A 17464-nucleotide genomic window follows, 5' to 3' on the forward strand; every position below is an offset into this window, starting at 1 on the left:
CTTACGCCAGGGTCGCCATGAACACGCGGCACAACGCTTCCATGCCCTCGCGGTCCTCGTCGTCGAAACGCGCCACGGACGGGCTGTCCACGTCCCATACGCCGAACAGGCTCCCGTCGGCCTTCACCAGCGGCACCACGATTTCGGAATTGGACGCTGAGTCGCAGGCGATGTGGCCGGCGAACTCGTGCACGTCGCGCACCACCTGGGTCTCGCGTCTCTGCGCCGCCGTGCCGCACACGCCGCGGCCGAGGGCGATGCGGATGCAGGCCGGCTTGCCCTGGAACGGGCCCACGACGAGCTCGGTGCCGTCGAAAAGGTAGAAACCGGCCCAGTTGAGGTCCGGCACGGCGTCGTAGACGAGCGCGGCGAAGTTGGCGGCGTTCGCGACGACGTTCGTCTCGCCGTGCATGAGGCCCTCGGCCTGCCGGACCAGTTCGGCGTAGAGGGTGGCCTTGTCGTCGGTGGCGATGGCCTTGGCTTCGAACATGGCGGTTCCGATGCGATTCTTGGACAGAAGGCGTGTATGGTGCCACGTCCCCGCTTCCGCAAGGCCGCGACACCATGGCGAAACATCTCTTCGTGGCCGGTACCGATACCGGTATCGGCAAGACGCACGGCGCGCAGGCGCTGGTCCACGCGTTCCGCCAGGCGGGTGAGCGCGTGGCGGGCATGAAGCCCATCGCCAGCGGGTCGGCGCGCAGCCGCGGCGGCATGCGCAACCAGGACGCACTCGACCTGCAGGCGGCCAGTTCGCCCTCGCCGGCCTACGAACAGGTCAACCCGATCGCCCTGGAGGAGGCCGTGGCGCCGCATCTCGCCGCGGCCCGTTCCGGCGTGGCCATCGCCTGGCCGCCGCTCGACGCCGCGTTCGAGGCGCTTGCCCGCGACTATGGGCGTGTGGTGGTGGAAGGCGTCGGCGGCTGGATGGTGCCGCTCGGAGAGGGCATGTCGATGGAGGACATGCCCCGGCGCTGGGATCTCGACGTCGTGCTTGTCGTCGGCATCCGCCTCGGCTGCATCAGCCACGCGCGCCTCACCGCGCGGGCGATCGAGGCCGACGGTTGCCGCTTCGCCGGATGGATCGCGAACATCCTCGAGCCGACCATGCCGCTGCTCGAGGAAAACATCGCCACGCTTCGCGGCTGCCTGCCGGCGCCCTGCCTTGGCGTGCTGCCGCACCGCGTGGCGCCGGCCTCCGCGGCCGTGTTGCTCGATCTCGCGCCGCTTGCCTGACGGCGCGTTCACCCGCACTGATTTAACTAGGACCCATGACGACCTACTACTTATCCGTTAAGGACCTGAGCAGGGCGAGGGGGCCGGACAAGGAGCTGTCCTTCGAGGGACTGGATCCCGTGAGCCTCGCCTCGGCCATCGCCGATGCCATGCGCGGCGACGGTCTCTTCCAGCGCTGGCGCGCGAAACAGCCCGAGCCCGACGAGGTGGATCCGTCGCTTGGCGTCGTGGACGAGGCGGCCGCGGCAGAGGGCGAGCTTTCGACGAATCGTACGGACGTGCGGCTGACCACCTCGCTGCCCATGCGTATCGTGAAGCACCGGCTGAATCTCCTGATCGGCTCCAGCTGGCAACTCCGCGACACCCGCTGAACGGGCACGCCTGACCTGTGGCGGTTGTTCCCGGTGGCCCCGCACGGCTAGAGTCGGTGCCTTTCACCGCCAGGGGACAACCCGTGCCGAAGCTCCGCATGCTCGCGATTGCGACATCGATCGCCCTCACCGCCGCCTGCTCATCGTCCAACGACGCCGACAAGGCCGCTCCGGCCGCCGCCGGGAGCGCTCCCACCACGTCTTCCACCGCCGCCACGGCACAGGCACCCCACGTGAATCCGTTACTCACCCAAAGCACGCTGCCGTTCCAGGCGCCGCCCTTCGACAAGATCGTGGACGCCGATTTCCAGCCGGCGCTGGAAGAGGGCATGAAGCAGCAGATCGCCGAGATCGAGGCGATCGCCAATGCACCCGATGAGCCGACCTTCGAGAACACGATCGTCGCGATGGAGAAGTCGGGCGTGCTGCTGAAGCGTGCGGAGGCGGTGTTCAGCGCGCTCACCGGCGCCAACACGAACGACACGCTGCAAAAGGTCGAGGAAGAGGAATCGCCGAAGCTCGCCGCGCATAGCGACGCGATCTATCTCAACGACAAGCTCTTCAAGCGTGTCGAGACGCTGTACGACAAGCGCGATTCGCTGAACCTCGATCCGGAATCCGCGCGTCTGCTCGAAGTCACCTATAAAGACTTCGTCCACGAAGGTGCCAAGCTCTCCCAGGCCGACAAGGACAAGCTGAAGGCGATCAACAAGGAAGAGTCGACGCTGAGCACCAGGTTCACCAACCAGCTGCTCGCCGCGACCAAGGCCGGCGCGCTGGTGGTCGACGACCCGAAGGCGCTCGACGGCATGTCGGAAGGCGACATCGAGGCCGCCGCGCTGGCCGCGAAGGACCGCAAGCTCGACGGCAAGTACGTCGTCACCCTGCAGAACACCACCCAGCAGCCGGCCCTGCAGGCGCTGAACGACCGCGCCACGCGCGAGAAGCTGTTCAAGGCCTCGTGGGAGCGCGCCGAGCACGGCGACGCGAACGACACCCGCGACATCGTCGCCCGCATCGCCCAGCTGCGCGCCGACCGCGCGAAACTGCTCGGCTTCCCGAACTACGCCGCCTGGAAGCTCGACGACCAGATGGCCAAGACGCCGGATGCCGCGGAGAAGTTCATGGAGCGTCTCGTTCCCGCGGCCGTCGCGCGTGCCAAGGCCGAGTCGGCCGACATCCAGAAGGCGATCGACGCCGAGCACGGCGGCTTCCAGGTCCAGGCCTGGGATTGGGACCACTACGCCGAGAAGGTGCGCAAGGCGAAGTACGACCTCGACGAGGCGCAGATCAAGCCGTACTTCGAACTGGACAACGTGCTGCAGAACGGCGTGTTCTACGCCGCCAACCAGCTCTACGGGATCACCTTCAAGGAGCGCAAGGACATCCCGACGTGGCAGCCGGACATGCGTGTGTTCGAGGTGTTCGACAAGGACGGAACCTCGATGGCGCTGTTCTATTGCGACTACTTCAAGCGCGACAACAAGGGCGGCGGCGCGTGGATGAGCAACCTCGTCGACCAGTCGAAGCTCTTCGGCACGAAGCCGGTGGTGTACAACGTCACCAACTTCACCAAGCCGGCGGCGGGCCAGCCCGCGTTGCTCTCGTTCGACGACGTGACCACGATGTTCCATGAGTTCGGCCACGCGCTGCACGGCATGTTCGCGGACTCCCGGTATCCGTCGCTCTCGGGTGCCAACACCGCACGCGACTTCGTCGAGTTCCCGTCGCAGTTCAACGAGCAGTGGGCCACCGATCCCAAGGTGTTCGCGAACTACGCGAAGCACTACCAGACCGGCGCGCCGATGCCGGCCGAGCTGGTCGCGAAGATCAAGAAGGCCAAGAGCTTCAACCAGGGCTACGCCATGAGCGAGCTGATCTCGGCCGCGTTGCTGGACATGCGCTGGCACATGCTCCCGGCAGGCGGTCCGAAGCAGGATGTCGACGCCTTCGAAGCCAATGCGCTGAAGCAGGCCGGTTTCACCCTGCCGCAGGTGCCGCCGCGCTACCGCTCCAGCTACTTCCAGCACATCTGGGGTAACGGCTACGCCGCCGGTTATTACGCCTACCTGTGGACGCAGATGCTCGATTCCGACGCGTTCGAATGGTTCAAGGAGCACGGCGGGCTGACCCGCGAGAACGGCCAGATCTTCCGCGACAAGATCCTCTCGCGCGGCAACACCGAGGAGCTCGGCAAGCTGTACCGCGACTTCCGCGGCAAGGATCCGAGCATCGAGCCGATGCTGAAGGACCGCGGCCTCAAGTAAGCCTGGCGAAGGGCCCCGCGAGGGGCCCTTCCCACCTCACTCGAACGGGGGATCCGGGCGGGGCACGTGCGGGTTGCACAGGTCCCTCCGGGTCTGCGCATAGCCGACGTAGGGACGGTCGGGCTCGAGGTCCCATTCCCTCTGCGAGTGGGGCACGTTGAAGAGGTGGCAATCCAGCTGGTTGATCATGCCGCGCGTGTTGCGCCAGTTGATATTGCCGCTGAATCGCTCGATGACTTCCATGACCAGGCTGTCGCGCTTGAGCAAGCCCGCGTCCCGGCCGCAGCGAGTCGGCGTGATCGACAGGCGCGGCCCGAATTCGTCCAGGCTCCATACGCCCGATTCGATGAATTTCTCGCCCGTGACGTCGTTGCAAGGTTTCGCCGATATGGCGCCTGGCGCGTGGGCCGGTTCCGATACGGCCATGGGAGGAGGCTCGCGCAGCCGGTAAGCCATCCAGCCGGCGCCGCCGACGATGCACAGTACCGCGATTCCAGCGAGAGCGAATGCCGACGATTTCATGGCGCCTCTCCTTGGTGTGAGAGTGGAACTCCGTTGCCTCAGGGTGCCAGTTCGAGATGGCTGAGCTTGAGGTTGCCGCCACGCCATACGATGCCCTGGACCTCTTCCAGCGGCGGCGCGCGGTAGTCGATGGTGTGGCGGAGGCGGCTCCCTTCCTGCGTGCGCAGGGGCCTGGGCCTGTGCAATGTGAATGCCTGTATTTCGGCCAGGGTCGTGTGCCTCAGCAGCCCGATGTGCGCGTCGGAGGTCCTGCTGTCGACTTCGACGTGGAACGACACGTACTGGTACGCATGGCGGAACAGGATCTGGCAGGCATTGCGCAGCCGCGGCTTGCCTTCGTTCACCGCCGTGAGCGCAAAGCCCTCGTCGGTGTCGACGATCAGGAGCGGTTCTTCGCCGGTGATCACCAGGACCTCGCCCAGATCGTGCGTGCTGTTCGCGGCGAGCGTGCGCGACGCCGAATGGTCGAAATGTTCCGAGTGCGGCGCCGTTGCCGTGGCGCCCTTGCCCACGGAAAGCGCGGAAAGAATGTCCTTGTGAGGTGGCGATGGCAACGTCATGTCGTCTCCCTCCCTCACTCCGGATTGCAGCCGGCTTGCTCCGTGGCCTCGTCGCCGACCCACGGGCGATAAGGTTCCAGGTTCCACTGCGGCTTGTTGCTGGCAATGCGCAGGTGGCAGGTCAGCTGGTTGATCATGCCCCTGACGTTCTTCCAACGGTCGCCCGGGCTGGGAGCCGCGCCAAGCTGTTCCGGATCGCCGTAGGTCTTCACGATCTCGTAGAACATGTACGGCGTATCGGCAGGGCCGATATCGCGCCCGCATGCCGTGGGCACGAGCCGAAGGCTTTGATGGCCCCGCTCGTCGACGAACCAGCCGGACAGGGCCCTGTCGATGTACTGCGAGCACGCTCCATCGAGTGGCCGCGACGCCACGTCCGGACGTTGGAAGGGAGCATGCCTCGCGAGACAGAAGCCGGCGGCCGCGCCGGCAGCAAGCAAGAGCAGGGAAATCGAGATCTGTCGCATCCTTGCGCGCACGGCGGTTCTCCTTGTAGCCCGCCCGCCGAAACAAGCGGCGGGCGGGCGGATGAAGTGTCCTTCCATGGATCGGCTTCAGCAGACTGCGCCCTTCGCAGGCTGCGTCTCCAGCATAAGCGAGGCCGCGGCGTCCGCCAGGAATATGGAAAAGCCCCTTCCCGTTGAATGAAAGGGGCTTGGCGCAAGGTTGCCGGAAAAGCGTCGTACTTGCCGGTTGTATCTATCGATGGGCCGTGTGCCGGCGATAACGCATGTACAGGCGCTTCAACAGGTAAAGCACGTGGCCGGCGAAGCCTTTGTCCTGCGCCTGGAGGAGACGGCTGTTCTCTTCATAGAGCATCTTCATCTGTCCGTCGCGCGCGCCGATGAGGTCGTGCAGGGTCGAGACGTCGGCGGCCGTCAGCGTGTGGCCGGCGGCGAAGTGCGCCGGGAGTTGCCGGTTTACGTAATGCGTGGTGTGCCGCCCTGCCGTTTCCTCCGCCGCGCGGTCCTTCGTATAGAAGTACAAGGCGATGGACTTCCGCGAGAGGCCGGGGCGATCCGGGGGAAGACAAATCTGCCGGAACCCGTGCCAGCTATGCTCGGTCGTTTCGAAGATGACGCAGCGGTTGAAGAGCGGCACGATGCTTTTCGCCGGCTCCGGGTCGGCATATGGGTCGCGATAGAGATCGAGCAGTCCGCCCCAGCGCTCTTCCCACTCGTGGTTGAGGTACACGATGAGGTTCAGGCGGCGATGCCAGCGCTCGCTGGGGTGGTAGTTGAAATCGATGTGCGCGCTGAGCGGCTGCCCGTCGCGGTTCTCGTGGGTGCCGCCGCCGAGGTAGAACGGATCGTAGAGCAGGCCTTCGATGCCGGTGATGCGCCCGATGTAGTCGAGGAAGGCAGGTTTCTGGATGACTTCGTCGAGCCGTCGGTAGGCGGGGCCGAGCCGCGCCATGGCATCGACCGTGGACTTGCCTCCGGCGTGGCCGTCGTCGCCGATGAAATTGCCGCGCTCGAAGGCGGGGAATTCCTGGAGCAGCTGGTCGACGTAGGCGCGGTCGAAGAAATCGTCGATGACGACGTGGCGGAACGGCTGCGCATCGGCGAAAGCACGCGCGTGGTCATCTTCGTTCTCGCGGACCACGGGATTGACGATGGTTTCGTGACTCACTTTGAAAGTTCCGGTCCTGGATTCCCTCTGCATTGTAGAGCTTGGAAAAGGCTCTTCGCGGAATTCGTTGCAGGCTCGGCTTCGCCATCGCGCCGGTGCTTGGGCGCTTGGGCGTGGCGGCGGGAGCCCTCGGCCGTCCCCCTCGGCGCTACGCTGCGGTGTCGCTTGGGAAAGGAGAGCCGCTGCGCGGCCAGTGTCTGATGGCTTGCGCCCCGGCGCGCACGGACGGTCGGCGGGGTTTTCCGACTCGACATCCCTGTCTCGGCGGAAAAGGCCGGCCATCCTGGCCGGCCCCCTTCGGGCCTTATCCGCCGACCGTCCTCACCTCCGCTACCCGCGCCGAGGGGGACGGCCGAGGGCTCCCGCCGCCACGGTCAAGCGCCCAAGCGCTCAGCGCTCAAGCACCGTCGCGATGGCGAAGCCGAGCCACAAAGGGACTCCAACAAAAAAGGCCACGCCCTCGCGGGCGTGGCCTTTGCTGTCCAGCGGTGAGTACCTACTCGCCGATCGTCAGCAGCGAAGCGTTGCCGCCCGCGGCCGTGGTGTTGATCGTGAGCGTGCGCTCGCCGGCGAAGCGGAGCAGGTAGTGCGGGCCGCCGGCCTTCGGGCCGGTGCCCGAGAGGCCTTCGCCGCCGAACGGCTGCACGCCGACCACCGCGCCGATCTGGTTGCGGTTGACGTAGCAGTTGCCGACGCGCGCGCGGCTCTGGATGAACTCGATGGTGTCGTCGATGCGGCTGTGCACACCCAGCGTGAGGCCGAAGCCCGTGCCGTTGATCTGGTCGACCACCTTTTCCAGGTCCGAGCCCTTCCAGCGGATCACGTGCAGCACCGGGCCGAAGATCTCGCGGGTGAGTGTTTCCAGCGAGGGGATCTCGTAAGCGCGCGGTGCGAAGAACGTGCCGTTGGCGGTGCTCTCCGGCAGCGGCACTTCGGCGATCTTCTTCGCTTCGCGGTCCATGCGTTCGGCATGGTCCACCAGGATCTTGCGTGCGTCTTCGTCGATCACCGGGCCCACGTCGGTGGAGAGCAGGCCGGGATCGCCCACCTTCAGCTCGGCCATGGCGCCGGCGAGCATGTCGATGACCTTGTCGGCGATGTCTTCCTGGACGAACAGCACGCGCGCGGCGGAGCAGCGCTGGCCAGCGGACTGGAAGGCGGAGGCGATCACGTCCTTCACGATCTGCTCGGGCAGGGCGGAGGAGTCGGCGATCATCGCGTTCTGGCCGCCGGTCTCGGCGACCAGGGCGGCGATCGGCGCGTTGCGTGCGGCGAGGGCGCGGTTGATCGCCCAGGCGGTCTCGGTGGAGCCGGTGAAGGCCACGCCGGACACGCGCGGGTCGCGGGTGAGGGCCGCGCCGACCGTCGCGCCGTCGCCCGGCAGGTATTGCAGCACGTCGGTCGGGATGCCGGCCGCGTGCAGCAGCTTCACGGCTTCGTAGCCGATCAGCGAGGTCTGTTCGGCGGGCTTCGCGATCACGGCGTTGCCGGCCGCGAGCGCAGCGGCTACCTGGCCGAGGAAGATCGCCAGCGGGAAGTTCCAGGGGCTGATGCAGACGAAAACGCCGCGGCCGTTGAGGAACAGCTGGTTGCTTTCGCCGGTCGGGCCCGGGAGCTGCTCGGGCTGGCCGAACAGGCGGCGGGCCATCGTCGCGTAGTAACGCAGGAAGTCGGCGGCCTCGCGGATCTCGGCAATGGCGTCGGGCAGGCTCTTGCCCGCCTCGCGCACGCACAGCGCGATGAATTCGGCGCGGTTGTGTTCCAACTGCTCGGCGGCGTGCTCGAGGATCGCGGCGCGGCTGGCCGCCGGAAGGCGATCCCAGCCCGGCTGCGCCTTCACGGCGGCGGCCAGCGCCTTGTCGACCATGCCGGCGTCGGCGTTCTCCACCGTGCCGACGATGCGGCGGCGGTCGGAGGGATCGGTGACCTCGACCTTCGCGCCGCCGGCGGCGCCGCCGGCGACCAGCGGAACCGCATTCCACGGGCCGCTGTGACGGTTCACGGCGTCGGCGAGTTCGTTCAGTTCGTTGTCGTTAGCGAAGTTCATGCCCATGGAGTTCTTCCGGAGTTCGCCGTAGAGATTGACCGGCAGGGGGATGCGGGGATGGGGGATCGAGGCGAACGAGCGCACGATCTCGCACGGATCGGCGACCAGGTCGCGCACCGGGACGCTCTCGTCGACCACGCGGTTGACGAAGCTGGTGTTCGCGCCGTTCTCGAGCAGGCGGCGCACCAGGTAGGGCAGCAGGTCTTCATGGCTGCCCACCGGTGCGTAGACGCGGCAGGGCACGTTGAGCTTGTCCTTGCCGATCACCTCCGCGTAGAGGTCGGCGCCCATGCCGTGCAGGCGCTGGTTCTCGTACGGGCGACCCTGTGCGATGTGGTGGATCGCGGCGATGGTGTGCGCGTTGTGCGTGGCGAACTGCGGATAGACGGCATCCTGGCCCGCGGCGAACAGGCGGCGCGCGCAGGCGAGGTAGGAGACGTCGGTGTTCGGCTTGCGCGTGTAGACCGGATAGCCGGGCAGGCCGCCTTCCTGGGCGCGCTTGACCTCGGCGTCCCAGTAGGCGCCCTTCACCAGGCGCACGAACCAGCGGCGGCCGGTGGCGCGGGCCTTCTCGGTCACCCAGTCGATGACGAAGGGTGCGCGCTTCTGGTACGCCTGGATGACGATGCCGAGGCCGTTCCAGCCTTCCAGCGAGGGATGCTCGAAGACGTCGCCGATGATGTCGAGCGACAGCTCGAGGCGGTCCGCCTCCTCGGCGTCCACCGAGAGCGCGATGCCGTTCTTGAACGCGAGCTGCGAGAGCTCGAGCAGCTTCGCGCCGAGTTCCGCGCGGGCGCGGGCGCGGTTGCCCACCTCGTAGCGCGGGTGCAGCGCGGAGAGCTTCACCGAGATCGACGGGGCTTCCAGGTTGTTCGGGAACGGCCCGCGCGCGCCGAGGGCGTTGATGGCGTCGCGATAGTCCTGCTGGTAGCGCTCGGCCGTGGCCTGGGTGAGCGCGGACTCGCCGAGCATGTCGTAGGAGTAGCGATAGACCGCGTGCTCCTTCTCGTTGGAGCGGTCCAGCGCCTCCTTGATGGTGCGGCCCATGACGAACTGGTGGCCCATGATCCGCATGGCCTGGCGCACGGCCAGGCGCACCACCGGCTCGCCCGCGCGGCCGACGAGGCGGCGCAGGGCGGACGTGAAGTCGTGGCGGGTTTCCTCGGCCAGGTTCACCAGGTGGCCGGTGAGCATGAGGCCCCAGGTGGAGGCATTGACGAACAGCGACTCGCTCTGGCCCAGGTGCTTCTTCCAGTCGGCCTCGCCCAGCTTGTCGCGGATGAGCTTGTCCGCCGTGGCCTTGTCGGGAATGCGCAGCAGGGCCTCGGCAACGCACATCAGCAGCACGCCTTCCTCGGAGGAAAGGTCGTACTGGCGCATGAAGGATTCCACCGCGCTCTGGTCCTTGGCCCGCGCGCGGACGCGCGTGACCAGCCCGGCGGCGACGTCGATGACGTGCTCGCGTTCGGTGGGGGGCAGGGTGGCCTGGGCCAGCAGGTCGTTGACGGCCTCGGTTTCGTCGCGCAGCCAGGCGGCCGTGATACGCGCGCGCGCCGGTTCGGCGCCGGTCGGGAGTTCGGGACGGAGGATGGTCGGGTTCACTTGGGCGTGTGGGGGCGAGGAAGACCGCCCATTGTAGGGGAGCACGGCCCTTCGTGTGTTATTGCGACGCCGCGCGGGCCTGGCCTCCGCCCCGCTGCGACAACGCGCCGCTTCCAACCTTGCCGCTTCCTGACTAGCGCCCTATCATCCCAATGTTCCAGGCACGCTTAGGCTCCCATGATCGTGCTTCGACCGACCGTCGCTGGTCACCCGCGCGTGTTGTGGCTACGGCCCAACCGTGCGCTGGACAAGCGCGGTCTGCGTCGACTGATCATCGGTCTTGCGGCGATGGCCCTGGCGACGGCGTCACTCGGTGCGTGGCAGGGGAATGTGTTCGCCCCCTTCTTCGCGCTGATCGAGGCCTTCGTCGTGGGGTTCGCGCTTGGCGCGGCCTGGCGGGCTGGCGACAGGGGTGAGCGCATCGCGATCGGGCCGGATACGCTGGAGGTACGCGCCGTGCCGGGTCACCGGAGGGTCCGCTTCCAGACGTATTGGGTGCGGGTCGGACTGGCGCAGGGGGACGGACGACAGCGTCTGTTGCTCAAGTCGCACGGCAACGAGCTCGAAATCGGCGCCTTCCTTGGGGAAGAGGAAAGGACCGAGGTGTCAAGGAAACTCATGGTGCTGCTGTCCGAAGTCTCAGGCCAGACGCGCAGGTAGGTTCAACAAAGGTGCAAGACATGACATCTGGCGGCATCGGACGATCTGTATCGGCGTGGGCGGCGGGCGCCTTCGCGCTGTTCGGAGGGGCGGCGTGGGCCAACCCGGAACCGAACCAGCTGAACATGACGAAGGGCGCGGCCGAATGGTCCCCCTACGCCATGCACATGGTGGCCCTGTGGGTCTGCGTGGTGATCGGCATCGTCGTCTTCGGCGCCATGTTCGTGGCCATGTTCCGCTTCCGTAAGTCGCGCGGCGCCGTGGCCGAGAAGTGGTCGCACAGCACGAAGCTCGAGGTGGTCTGGACGGTCATCCCCGTCATCATCCTCATCTTCCTCGCCCACCTCGCCACGGGCGGCCTCACCAGTTTCGCCGACACCACGAACTCCGAGATGACCATCAAGGTCACCGGCTACCAGTGGAAGTGGCGCTACGACTACGTCGATTACAAGGGCAAGAGCGTCGACAAGGTCGGCTTCATGTCGAAGCTGGAGGAAACCTCCAATCGCACCCGCCAGCTGAAGTCGAACCTCGACCCGGCGAAGATCCAGGTCGACGGTTATCAGACCTACCTGCTGGACGTGGACAAGCCGCTGGTCGTGCCGACCGACACCAAGATCCGCTTCGTGATCGTCGGCGGCGACGTCATCCACTCCTGGTGGGTGCCGGCGCTGGGCTGGAAGATGGACGCGATCCCGGGCATCGCCAACTCGGCCTGGACGAAGATCAAGGAGCCCGGCGTGTACCGCGGCCAGTGCGCCGAACTCTGCGGCCAGGACCACGGCTTCATGCCGATCGTGGTCAAGGCCGTGCCCAAGGCCGAATTCGAACAGTGGCTGGCCGGCCAGGAAGACGAGGCCAAGTTGCAGAAGGCCGCGCAGACCGCCCAGGTCGCTCCCGCCCCGGCCCCCCAGGGTTAACCCTTCGAACGTTTAGGTAGAGGTAAGGCCATGGCGCACGCAGCCACCCACGACCACCACGATCACCACGGGGCCCCGAAGGGGTTCTTCCAGCGCTGGGTGATGTCCACGAACCACAAGGACATCGGCACGCTGTACCTGATCTTCTCGCTGACGATGTTCTTCATCGGCGGCGCCTTCGCGATGGTCATCCGCGCGGAGTTGTTCAAACCGGGCATGCAGCTCGTGCAGCCGTATTTCTTCAATGAAATGACGACCATGCACGCGCTGGTGATGATCTTCGGCGCGATCATGCCCTCCTTCGTGGGTCTCGCGAACTGGATGATCCCGCTCATGGTCGGCGCGCCGGACATGGCGCTCCCGCGCATGAACAACCTGTCGTTCTGGATCCTCCCGTTCGCCTTCTTCATGCTGCTGTCCACCCTGTTCATGCCGGGCGGCGGCCCCGCCGGCGGCTGGACGATGTACCCGCCGCTGTCGCTGCAGGGCGAGTCGGTGGCCTATGTGATCTTCGCGATCCACCTGATGGGCATCAGCTCGATCATGGGCGCGATCAACATCATCGCCACCATCCTCAACATGCGCGCGCCGGGCATGGACCTGCTGAAGATGCCGGTCTTCGTGTGGAGCTGGCTGATCACGGCCTTCCTGCTGATCGCGGTCATGCCGGTACTCGCCGGCGCGGTCACCATGCTGCTGACCGACAAGTACTTCGGCACCAACTTCTTCAACGCCGCCGGCGGCGGCGACCCGGTGCTGTTCCAGCACATCTTCTGGTTCTTCGGGCATCCCGAGGTCTACATCATGATCCTGCCGGCATTCGGGATCATCTCGGAGATCATCCCCACCTTCGCCCGCAAGCCGATCTTCGGCTACCGCGCGATGGTGTTCGCCATCGCCTCCATCGCCTTCCTCTCGTTCATCGTCTGGGCCCACCACATGTTCGCCGTGGGCCTGCCGATGGGCGCCGAGATCTTCTTCATGTACGCCACGATGCTGATCGCGGTGCCCACGGGCGTGAAGGTGTTCAACTGGGTGTCCACGATGTGGGGCGGCTCGATGACCTTCGAGACCCCGATGCTGTTCTCGATCGCCTTCGTGATCCTGTTCACCATCGGCGGCTTCTCGGGCCTCATGCTCGCCCTGGCCCCGGCCGACTTCCAGTACCACGACACGTATTTCGTCGTGGCGCACTTCCACTACGTGCTGGTGACCGGCGCGGCGTTCTCGATCATGGCCGCCACGTACTACTGGCTGCCGAAGTGGTCGGGCAACATGTACAGCGAGACCTGGGGCAAGATCCACTTCTGGTCGAGCGTCATCTCGGTCAACGTGCTGTTCTTCCCGCAGCACTTCCTCGGCCTTGCCGGCATGCCCCGCCGCATCCCGGATTACAACGTGGCCTTCGCCAACTTCAACATGATCAGCTCCATCGGCGGCTTCTGGTTCGGCGCCTCGCAGCTGATCTTCCTGGGCGTGATCGTGCATTGCGTGTACTTCTCGAAGAAGAAGGCCGCGGATCGCTCGTGGGAAGGCGCCAAGGGCCTGGAGTGGACCGTGCCTTCGCCGGCGCCGTTCCACACCTTCGACGTGCCGCCGGTCATCCATGACGACGAGCTCGCCCACGGCAACACGGAACACTGACCGATGCAGGGCACGACCGACGTCGAATTCGAGGCGCGCCGCAAGCGCGCCCGCCGTACCGCCCTCTACGCGGGTGTCTTCGCGGTGGCCGTGTTCGTGCTCTCGATCGTGCAGATGCTGAAGGTCTGACCGGTTAAAACAGATATCCACGGGAAACCACCATGGGTCACCAGCAACAAGACATCTACTTCGTACCGAGCAAGAGCTACTGGCCGATCGTGGCCGCGATCTCGATGTTCGTCACCGTATACGGCGCCGCGCACTGGCTGAACGCGCAGCCGGGCGAGGGCGGCATCGGCAAGCCGCTCTTCTGGGTCGGCATCGCCATGATCCTCGGCATGTTCTTCGGCTGGTTCCGCTCGGTGATCAACGAGTCGCTGGCCGGCAACTACAACGGCCAGGTGGACCGCTCGTTCCGCATGGGCATGATGTGGTTCATCTTCTCCGAGGTGATGTTCTTCGGTGCCTTCTTCGGTGCGCTGTTCTACTCGCGCATCTTCTCGGTGCCCTGGCTGGGTGGCGAGGGCCACGGCGTGCTCACCCACCAGTTCATCTGGGAAAACTACAACGCGGCCTGGGGCGCGGCCGGCGGCGGCGGTCCCGAGGCGATCGGCGGCCCCTTCCGGACCATCGCCGCGTGGGGCCTCCCGCTGCTCAACACGCTGATCCTGCTTTCGTCGGGCGTCACGATCACCATCGCGCACCACGCGCTGAAGGCCGGCCACCGCAAGGCGCTGCTGATCGGTCTGGGCGCCACGGTGCTGCTGGGCTGCCTGTTCCTCTGGTTCCAGGCGCACGAATACGCGGAAGCGTACGAGCACTTCAACCTCACCCTGGGCAGCGGCGTGTACGGCGCCACGTTCTTCATGCTCACGGGCTTCCACGGCATGCACGTGACCCTGGGCACGATCATGCTGGCGATCATCTGGGTCCGCTGCGCGAAGGGCCACTTTTCGAAGGACGACCACTTCGGCTTCGAGGCCGTGGCGTGGTACTGGCACTTCGTCGACGTGGTCTGGCTGGCGCTGTTCCTGTTCGTCTACGTGCTCTGATCCGAAAGAACCCGCCGCAAGGCGGGTTCTTTTTTTCCCGATCCGGCGCGCGCGGGCCAGCGTCGCGGCCTGACCCCTTCAAATCGATCTCATGCTAGGTTTGGGGCTTCCTGTAGGGGAGTTTCCGCATGAAGATGTTCCGCCTGGCCGCTGCGTTCGCATTGCTCGCGTGCGCCGCCACCATGCCGTCGCACGCCGCCGACGCACCCGTCGTCAGCGGCAACGCGCGATTCACGGTGCTCACGCCGCGGGTCATCCGCATGGAATATGCGCCGGACGGGAAGTTCGAGGATGCGCCGTCGCTGGTCTTCGCCACGCGCGGCAGCGCGCCGGACGCGAAGTCCACGGTCACCCGCGAGAAGGGCTGGCTGGTCATCCGCACCGATCTGCTGACGCTGCGCTACAAGGAGGGCTCGGGCGCGTTCACGGCCGGCAACCTCGGCATCGCGTCGAAGAAGACCAGGCCCGCCATCGACTGGCATCCAGGCCTCGAGGAAACCGGCAACCTCGGCGGCACCGCGCGCACGCTCGACCAGGTGGACGGCGATCGCCACGCCTCGGACAACTCGCTGCTCGACCTGGGCGACGGCATCCTCTCGCGTGGCGGCTGGCACCTCGTGGACGATACCGGCAGCTTCGTGTTCGGCAACGAAAAACTGCCCTGGGTGCACCGCCGCGCATGCAAGGACTGCACCGACCAGACCTTCTTCGGCTACGGTCACGATTACACGGCGGCGCTCGGCGATTTCGCCGAGGTGGCCGGCCGCGAGCCGTTGCCCCCGCGCTATGCCTTCGGTTACTGGTGGTCCCGTTACTGGAACTACAGCGACGACGAACTGCGCGACCTCGTCGGGCACTTCCAGCGCTACGGCATCCCGCTCGACGTGCTCGTCATCGATATGGACTGGCACCGCACCGACGGCCTTTCCTGGGTGCACCCGAAGACGGACGTGAACGGCCAGACCATGGGTTGGACCGGCTATACGTGGAACCGCAGCCTGTTCCCCGAGCCTGGGCGCCTGTTGCACTGGCTCGGCGAGCAGGGCCTCAAGACCACGCTGAACCTGCATCCGGCGTCCGGCATCCTGCCGCACGAGGACGCGTACAAGGACTTCATGGCCGCGCTGAAGGCCGATCCGGCGAAGCCGCTGCCTTTTGAAGCGGCCGATCCGGTGTACATGGCGGCGTACTTCAAGACCGTGCTCGATCCGCTGAACGCGATGGGCGTCACCTTCTGGTGGCTCGACTGGCAGCAGTTCAAGGAATCGAAGGCCATGCCCGGCCTGTCGAACACCTGGTGGCTCAACCACGTGTTCTATACCCACATGCAGGAAGAGGGCGGCAAGCGCGCACTGATCTACCACCGCTGGGGCGGACTCGGCAACCATCGTTACCAGGTGGGCTTTTCGGGCGATTCGATCATCTCCTGGGCTTCACTGGCCTTCCAGCCGCGCTTCACCGCCACCGCGTCGAACGTGCTGTACGGCTACTGGAGCCACGATCTGGGCGGCCATACGTTCCGCGACGAAAGCGATCCGGCCACGCGCCGCATCGACCCTGAGCTGTACATCCGCTGGATGCAGTTCGGCGCATGGAGCCCCATCATGCGCACGCACACCACGAAGAATCCGAACCTCACGAAGGAACCGTGGCGTTTTGCGCCGGCGGAGTTCGATGCGCTGCGCGCCACCGTGCTCACGCGTTACACCTTCCTGCCCTACACGTACACCATGGGCCGCAAGGCATACGACACCGGTGTTTCGCTGGTGCGCCCCATGTATTACGCGTGGCCGGACGCCGGGGAAGCGTACAAGGCCGATGGCGAATACATGTTCGGCGACGACCTGCTGGTGTCGCCGGTGACGGCGGCGGGCGATGCGAACGGTTTCGCCGCGCACGCCACCTGGCTGCCCGCGGGCCACTGGTTCGATACCGCCGACGGCGCCGTCGTGAAGGGTGGCCGCACCGTCGAGGGCCGTTACCGTCTCGACGAGGTGCCGGTCTTCGCGCGCGCGGGCGCCATCGTGCCGACCAACACCGACCCGACCTTGAGCGTGTCCCACGATCGTGGAGCCCGCACGCTCCGTGTCTACCCGGGCGGCAACGGCAAGGCGGAGCTGTACGAGGACGCGGGCGACGACGAGACTTACCGCGGCAACGCGTTCGCACGCACGGCGCTTTCGACGGAATGGTCGAAGCGCATGCTACGCCTGCGGATCGCGCCGCGTACCGGCAGCTATCCCGGCATGCCCACGTCGCGCCGCTGGTCGGTGGACGTGGTGGCCTCGGCGATGCCGGCGAGCGTCGCGGTGGATGGCGTCGCGCTCGCGCGTTCCGACGAGGCGAAACCTGGCACCTGGCGCCTCACCGGCAAGGACCTCACGCTGCACGTCACGCTGCCGGAGCACGGTTACGACAAGGCCCAGGTCGTCGAGGTGACCTGGCCGGCGAACGCACCCGACGTGAATGGCCTGGTGGGCGAGATGCGCGACGTACGAGCCGCGGTGGCCTGGCTGAAGGCGCACTGGCAGGACGTGAACGGCGTGCCCGACGACGTCTCGCTCGCCGCGCAGGCCGACCTGCTTATCGACTACCGTCCGGAGCGCTTCGCCGAGGAAGTGGCGGCGTTCCGCAGGCGCTATGCCGCGCTGGACAAGACGCTGGCGCAGGGCGGCGTACCCGCCGACATGCGCGCGGCCTTCAAGGCGAGGCTGGGCCACTGATCCGGTAACGCGCTGTGGAAGGAATTCCACGGCGCGTACCTGTGCCCGGGGCGGGTGCCTAAATGCCGTGCGGTTCGCGGCTGCAAAACAAGATGATTTCCGAAACATCTGAAGGTGTGGGCGAACTACATCCGCCTCAGGCGATCGATGAAATCCGCACGTAGCGCGGACTACACGGCATGTTGGCAACAGACCATTGCCGACTCGATCCACTTACTTGAGCATTCC

Annotated in this window: 15 protein-coding genes; 9 read left to right on the top strand and 6 right to left on the bottom strand. The window is 66.3% G+C overall.

What is annotated here, in order from left to right; all coding sequences use genetic code 11:
- Position 1: 1 nt before the first annotated feature.
- Positions 2-490 (bottom strand): GAF domain-containing protein, encoded by a 489-nt coding sequence (locus tag HBF32_RS18410; RefSeq protein ID WP_166701256.1) that lies wholly within the window; start codon positions 488-490, stop codon positions 2-4.
- A gap of 74 nt (positions 491-564) precedes the next feature.
- On the opposite strand from HBF32_RS18410, the gene bioD reads away from it, so the two are divergent.
- The 3 genes from bioD to dcp all read left to right on the top strand — a co-directional run bounded on the left by bioD (position 565) and on the right by dcp (position 3874).
- Positions 565-1236 carry a dethiobiotin synthase gene (gene bioD, locus HBF32_RS18415; RefSeq protein WP_166701257.1) on the top strand — a complete coding sequence of 224 codons (672 nt, stop codon included), beginning with the start codon at positions 565-567 and terminating at the stop codon, positions 1234-1236.
- A 35-nt stretch (positions 1237-1271) separates the two neighbouring features.
- Entirely contained in the window at positions 1272-1607 is a 336-nt protein-coding gene (locus HBF32_RS18420) for a hypothetical protein (protein WP_166701258.1), read from the top strand.
- An 83-nt stretch (positions 1608-1690) separates the two neighbouring features.
- A complete protein-coding gene (gene dcp / locus HBF32_RS18425; RefSeq protein ID WP_338039832.1) occupies positions 1691-3874 on the top strand; it encodes a peptidyl-dipeptidase Dcp in 2184 nt (727 codons plus the stop codon).
- 36 nt (positions 3875-3910) lie between these two features.
- Here dcp and HBF32_RS18430 read toward each other — a convergent pair whose 3' ends face one another.
- From HBF32_RS18430 to putA, 5 genes are all read right to left on the bottom strand, one after another.
- Complete coding sequence (locus HBF32_RS18430; RefSeq protein ID WP_166701259.1) at positions 3911-4396, bottom strand: DUF2599 domain-containing protein; 486 nt, start codon at positions 4394-4396, stop codon at positions 3911-3913.
- Positions 4397-4434: 38 nt separating this feature from the next.
- Positions 4435-4956, bottom strand: coding sequence for a hypothetical protein (locus HBF32_RS18435; RefSeq protein WP_166701260.1), 522 nt, complete (start codon positions 4954-4956; stop codon positions 4435-4437).
- A gap of 14 nt (positions 4957-4970) precedes the next feature.
- Positions 4971-5435 carry a DUF2599 domain-containing protein gene (locus HBF32_RS18440; RefSeq protein WP_166701261.1) on the bottom strand — a complete coding sequence of 155 codons (465 nt, stop codon included), beginning with the start codon at positions 5433-5435 and terminating at the stop codon, positions 4971-4973.
- A gap of 220 nt (positions 5436-5655) precedes the next feature.
- Positions 5656-6588 carry a 2OG-Fe(II) oxygenase gene (locus HBF32_RS18445; RefSeq protein WP_338039833.1) on the bottom strand — a complete coding sequence of 311 codons (933 nt, stop codon included), beginning with the start codon at positions 6586-6588 and terminating at the stop codon, positions 5656-5658.
- Between the two features lie 496 nt (positions 6589-7084).
- Positions 7085-10237, bottom strand: coding sequence for a bifunctional proline dehydrogenase/L-glutamate gamma-semialdehyde dehydrogenase PutA (putA, locus tag HBF32_RS18450; protein WP_166701263.1), 3153 nt, complete (start codon positions 10235-10237; stop codon positions 7085-7087).
- A gap of 177 nt (positions 10238-10414) precedes the next feature.
- Between putA and HBF32_RS18455 the strand changes: the two genes are divergently transcribed.
- From HBF32_RS18455 to HBF32_RS18475, 6 genes are all read left to right on the top strand, one after another.
- Positions 10415-10897, top strand: coding sequence for a DUF2244 domain-containing protein (locus HBF32_RS18455; RefSeq protein ID WP_240148061.1), 483 nt, complete (start codon positions 10415-10417; stop codon positions 10895-10897).
- Positions 10898-10917: 20 nt separating this feature from the next.
- Positions 10918-11817 carry a cytochrome c oxidase subunit II gene (gene coxB / locus HBF32_RS18460; protein ID WP_166701264.1) on the top strand — a complete coding sequence of 300 codons (900 nt, stop codon included), beginning with the start codon at positions 10918-10920 and terminating at the stop codon, positions 11815-11817.
- 30 nt (positions 11818-11847) lie between these two features.
- Entirely contained in the window at positions 11848-13461 is a 1614-nt protein-coding gene (gene ctaD / locus HBF32_RS18465) for a cytochrome c oxidase subunit I (protein WP_166701265.1), read from the top strand.
- A 3-nt stretch (positions 13462-13464) separates the two neighbouring features.
- Positions 13465-13590 carry a hypothetical protein gene (locus HBF32_RS19560; RefSeq protein WP_275690464.1) on the top strand — a complete coding sequence of 42 codons (126 nt, stop codon included), beginning with the start codon at positions 13465-13467 and terminating at the stop codon, positions 13588-13590.
- Positions 13591-13622: 32 nt separating this feature from the next.
- Positions 13623-14513, top strand: a complete 891-nt coding sequence (locus HBF32_RS18470) for a cytochrome c oxidase subunit 3 (protein ID WP_166701266.1) — start codon at positions 13623-13625, stop codon at positions 14511-14513.
- A 128-nt stretch (positions 14514-14641) separates the two neighbouring features.
- Complete coding sequence (locus tag HBF32_RS18475; protein ID WP_166701267.1) at positions 14642-17236, top strand: glycoside hydrolase family 31 protein; 2595 nt, start codon at positions 14642-14644, stop codon at positions 17234-17236.
- Positions 17237-17464 lie beyond the last annotated feature (228 nt).

It is taken from the genome of Luteibacter yeojuensis, from assembly GCF_011742875.1.
GTDB lineage: Bacteria > Pseudomonadota > Gammaproteobacteria > Xanthomonadales > Rhodanobacteraceae > Luteibacter > Luteibacter yeojuensis.

Coding starts and splice junctions, on each gene's coding strand:
- HBF32_RS18470 (WP_166701266.1), top strand. CDS start 13,623: ATGGGTCACCAGCAACAAGACATCTACTTCGTACCGAGCAAGAGCTAC.
- ctaD (WP_166701265.1), top strand. CDS start 11,848: ATGGCGCACGCAGCCACCCACGACCACCACGATCACCACGGGGCCCCG.
- HBF32_RS18435 (WP_166701260.1), bottom strand. CDS start 4,956: ATGACGTTGCCATCGCCACCTCACAAGGACATTCTTTCCGCGCTTTCC.
- HBF32_RS18410 (WP_166701256.1), bottom strand. CDS start 490: ATGTTCGAAGCCAAGGCCATCGCCACCGACGACAAGGCCACCCTCTAC.
- HBF32_RS18420 (WP_166701258.1), top strand. CDS start 1,272: ATGACGACCTACTACTTATCCGTTAAGGACCTGAGCAGGGCGAGGGGG.
- coxB (WP_166701264.1), top strand. CDS start 10,918: ATGACATCTGGCGGCATCGGACGATCTGTATCGGCGTGGGCGGCGGGC.
- HBF32_RS18455 (WP_240148061.1), top strand. CDS start 10,415: ATGATCGTGCTTCGACCGACCGTCGCTGGTCACCCGCGCGTGTTGTGG.
- HBF32_RS19560 (WP_275690464.1), top strand. CDS start 13,465: ATGCAGGGCACGACCGACGTCGAATTCGAGGCGCGCCGCAAGCGCGCC.
- HBF32_RS18475 (WP_166701267.1), top strand. CDS start 14,642: ATGAAGATGTTCCGCCTGGCCGCTGCGTTCGCATTGCTCGCGTGCGCC.
- bioD (WP_166701257.1), top strand. CDS start 565: ATGGCGAAACATCTCTTCGTGGCCGGTACCGATACCGGTATCGGCAAG.
- HBF32_RS18430 (WP_166701259.1), bottom strand. CDS start 4,396: ATGAAATCGTCGGCATTCGCTCTCGCTGGAATCGCGGTACTGTGCATC.